This window comes from Streptomyces sp. HSW2009 (assembly GCF_040240285.1).
Taxonomy (GTDB): domain Bacteria; phylum Actinomycetota; class Actinomycetes; order Streptomycetales; family Streptomycetaceae; genus Streptomyces.
Genome location: NZ_JBEHZD010000643.1, coordinates 1 through 3,928, shown reverse-complemented (window position 1 = coordinate 3,928; position 3,928 = coordinate 1). Strand labels below are relative to the sequence as shown.

General features: G+C 75.0%; 3 protein-coding genes. 2 read left to right on the top strand and 1 reads right to left on the bottom strand.

Annotated elements, in window-relative coordinates:
• The first annotated feature begins 430 nt into the window (after nucleotides 1–430).
• Entirely contained in the window at nucleotides 431–1,285 is an 855-nt protein-coding gene (locus AAHZ94_RS30015) for a serine hydrolase (protein ID WP_502964827.1), read from the top strand.
• Between the two features lie 272 nt (nucleotides 1,286–1,557).
• Here AAHZ94_RS30015 and AAHZ94_RS30010 read toward each other — a convergent pair whose 3' ends face one another.
• Entirely contained in the window at nucleotides 1,558–2,808 is a 1,251-nt protein-coding gene (locus AAHZ94_RS30010) for a hypothetical protein (protein WP_502964826.1), read from the bottom strand.
• A 462-nt stretch (nucleotides 2,809–3,270) separates the two neighbouring features.
• Here AAHZ94_RS30010 and AAHZ94_RS30005 point away from each other — a divergent pair, with 462 nt between their 5' ends.
• Nucleotides 3,271–3,891, top strand: a complete 621-nt coding sequence (locus tag AAHZ94_RS30005; RefSeq protein ID WP_349996869.1) for a malonic semialdehyde reductase — start codon at nucleotides 3,271–3,273, stop codon at nucleotides 3,889–3,891.
• Nucleotides 3,892–3,928 lie beyond the last annotated feature (37 nt).

The window sequence follows — 3,928 nt, the reverse complement described above, 5'->3', positions numbered from 1 at the left end:
GTGCGCTCCGGGGTCGGGGCGCCGCCTGCGGCGGGGGCGGGCAGTGGCGCCGCGCGCACGCGGATGCCGCACCCGGCGTGGCGCGTGCGCCGCCGGCCCCGCGCCCCGCGCGGCCCCCGCCGCCGCACCGTTCGCGCTGATCACACGGTACGTGCACACATCCCTGTGATGTCTTTCACTCCATATTCGAACGCTTCTTCACAACCATTCACTTCCCCTCGGCTGTCTAGGTCCGGGGCGCTGCACGGCGCGCCGACGACACAGCGCAGACGGCGCGCGATGCGCCGCCATCAATGGGGGGAACACACCCGTGTCGCAGTACCGAATATCCCGTACGTCCGACGGTCTCGACGCTCCACAGCGTGCGCGGCGGGCCGGGCGGCCCACCAAGTCGGCGCTCGGTGCGCTGGCGGTGGCCCTGACCGCGGGCGTGCTCGTACCGCCGATCACCGGGGCGACGGCGGCCAGCGCCGCGCCGCAGACCGTGTGCTCATCGGCGCAGAAGGGGCTCGCCGCCAAGCTGACCAAGGACATCGGGGCCGCACTCAAGGGCCGGCGCACCACCGTCGCCATCGCGCTCAGCGACCCGAGCACCAAGACCACCTGCACGCTGCGCGCCGACCAGAAGTACGACTCGGCCAGCGTGGTGAAGGCGACCGTGCTCAGCACCCTGCTGTGGGACGCACAGAAGAGCAAGCGCAAGCTGACGCAGCGCGAGACCAAGCTCGCCACCGCCATGATCACCAAGTCGGACAACGACGCGACGACCGCGCTGTGGAAGCAGCTCGGCGTCACCCGGGTGAAGAACTTCCTGCGCGCCGCCGGGATGACCAAGACGGTGCCGGGCAGCGACGGCTACTGGGGCCTGACCCAGATCACCGCCCGTGACCAGCAGCGCCTGCTGAACCTGATCATGACCAAGAACTCGGTCCTCACCGACGCCTCGCGCTCCTACGTCAAGGAGCTCATGAACAAGGTCGTCAGCTCGCAGCGCTGGGGCACCCCGGCCGGCGCGCCGAGCGGCACCAAGATCCACGTCAAGAACGGCTGGCTGCCGCGGGCCACGCACGGCTGGCGGGTGCACAGCATCGGCGCCTTCAGCAAGGACCGCAAGGACTACACGATCACGGTGCTCAGCCACGACAACCGCACCATGCAGGACGGCGTGAACGCCATCCAGGCCGTGGCCCGCGCCATCCACAAGGACCTGCGCCCCAGCACGAAGACCGCGCGCTACGCGCCGACCCTGACCCCGCAGGAGACGCTGCCGCACGTGCCGCGCTGACCCTGCCGGGCCGCCGGCGCGCCCTCCGCCCGCCGGCGGCCCGTAGGTGCTCGTACGCGTTCGGAGGCGACGGCTCGTACGCGGTGGCTCGTAGGGGGCAGTCCGTACGTGGCGCCGGTACGCGGCGGCCTCGCGCGGGCGCGCGCAGGAGGTGCTTCGTGAGGTGCATCCGGTAGATCGCTGTCGGGCCTCGCACGCACGCGGGAGGGCGTCCGGCCCCCTTACCCGGAAGTCGCCGCTTCGCGCGCACGCGCGGGAAGCGGCCGGCCCCGTTACCGCTCCCGGCGCCCCCGCCACCCGTCGTAGCCGATGGCCAGGGCGCCGTCGGTGGCCAGCAGGGCGCCGACCAGTGCCCAGCCGGGGCGGTCGCGGCGCAGCGCCCAGGCCGCGAGGGAGAGGCCGAGGGCGAGTTGCGCCGCGCCGACCGCCCGGGCCCGCGGGCCGCGCACCCACGATCCGTGCGGGCCGTTCTCCAGCCGGTCGAGTTCGGCCCGTACGGCATCGCGCCAGCCGCGCCACACCAGCGTCTGGGCGCCGGGGGCCGCCGCGAGGGCGGCGCGCAGTCGGTGTTCGGGCGCGCCGGGCGCCACCTGGTCCGGCAGCCGCAGGCCCGCGCGGGAGACGATCGCGAGCAGCCCGACCAACCGCTGCTGCACCGCGGCGGAGTGCTCGGGACGCCCGGCGCCGGCCGGGCCGCCGCCGGGCCGCGACGCATCCGGGGTGGCCGGGGCTTCCCCAGCGGAAGGCGTTTCCTGCCCGGCGGGGCCTGTCGCAGCAGAGGGGTCCTCCGGCGCGGAGGAAGATTCCAGAGCGGACGGGGCGTCCGGCGCAGTGGGCCCCTCCGGGTCGGGCGCGCCAGGCGCCAGGGTGGTTCGGCCCACGCCCGTCAGTTCGTCCAGGGCCGCGCCGTCGAGCACCGGATCGAGGCCGAGCCGGGCGATGAGGGCGCCGGCCGCCTCGGGCGGGCCCGCCGGGGTGCCGTCCGCCAGCCAGGCGAAGCCCACCGGTCGTCGGAAGCCCGCGGCGACCGTGAACCCGGCCCCGTCCGGCCCCCACCACACGCCGATGACCGGCCACGCTTCGCCCGCCGCGACCGTACGGGCCAGATCGGCGACGGCGCCGGAGTCCGGCACGGCGGAGAGCGAACCCGGTCCCGCGCCCCGCCCGACCGCCCCGGCGGCACCGACGTCGCCCCGGTCGTATGGCCCGCCGGCCCCGTCACCAGCCCCGGTATCCGTCCCGGCATCCGTCCCGGCATCGGTCCCGTCGCCGGCCCCGGCACCGGTCCCCGCAGCGACCCGGCCGCCGGCCCCGTCCGCGCCCCCGTCGGTGGCTGTCGTCCCGCCGGGGCCGGCCGGCACCAGGACGCTCCAGCCGGCGCCGGCCGGGGCGAGCAGCAGGGGTGTCGGCAGCAGGCCGGCCGAGGGGCGTACGGCGTCGGGGTCGGCCCGGCAGAGCAGCAGTGCGCCGCTGACGGGCCGTCGGTCCGACGGGTCGGGGCGGGGGGTGGAGGGCTCAGGCATGTTCACCACACAAAGACGGTTCGTCCGGTATCGGGCTACTCGCCCGCGTACACCGGGGCGGGCGAGCCGCTCCCTGGGCAAGCTCCCCGTCTCATGCCCCGGATTCTCAACCTAAGCCCCAAATGCCCGAACGAACAGTTCACCCACTTGCCCGCTCCCCCGCCCCACCGGCCCGCTGCTGCCCCACTCGTCCTACTCGTCCCACCCGTCGCGCTCCCCCTCACTCCTGCGCACACCCATCCATCGCCGCCCCGCCCCCCACCCCGCCGAGTCGGTCTTGTCCCACCCTCGGTGCCGCCCTAGCCTGACCCTCGGATATGGGCCAAATAGTCCAGTACGGCCGCAGCGTCCCGTCCGCCGCAGCACGGCAACCGTCCCGCCGGCACCGCCGCACCGCCGTGGCCGCGCCGTCCCCCCGCCGCACCACTCGCCACGTCACCGCCACCGTCAGGAGACGCCTCGATGACCGCACCGGCGCACCGCGACGCCCGTACCCACCTCACGCTCTCCCCGGAGGCCCAGGACCAACTGTTCCGCGCCGCGCGCACCGCGAACACCTTCACCGACGAGCCGGTCTCCGACGAACAGGTCGCCGCCATCTACGAGTTGGTGAAGTACGGGCCGACCTCGCTGAACCAGCAGCCGCTGCGGGTGCTGCTGGTCCGCTCGCCGGAGGCCAGGGAGCGGCTGGTGCCGCACATGTCGGGCTCCAACCGGGCGAAGACCGCCACCGCCCCGCTGGTGGCGCTGCTCGCCGCCGACCTCGACTTCCACGAGGAGTTGCCGCGGCTGGTGCCGTTCATGGACGCCCCGCAGCAGGTGTTCGCCGAGCCCACCGCGCGGGCGGCCTCCGCCCGCTTCAACGCCACCCTCCAGATCGGCTACTTCATCGTGGGCGTCCGGGCTGCCGGCCTCGCCGCCGGGCCGATGTCCGGGTTCGACGCCGACGCGGTCACCCGCGCGTTCTTCCCCGACGGCCGGCACCAGGTGCTCCTGGTGGTCAACATCGGCCGCCCGGGACCCGACGCCTGGAAGGGCCGGCTGCCCCGGCTCGACTACCCGGAGGTCTTCCGCACGGTCTGAGCCAGGCCGTGGGGGGGGGGGGGGGGGGGGGGGGGGG

Bases quoted from the DNA above. Each gene is read 5' to 3' on its own strand.
- AAHZ94_RS30010 (WP_502964826.1), bottom strand. From the start codon at position 2,808: ATGCCTGAGCCCTCCACCCCCCGCCCCGACCCGTCGGACCGACGGCCC.
- AAHZ94_RS30005 (WP_349996869.1), top strand. From the start codon at position 3,271: ATGACCGCACCGGCGCACCGCGACGCCCGTACCCACCTCACGCTCTCC.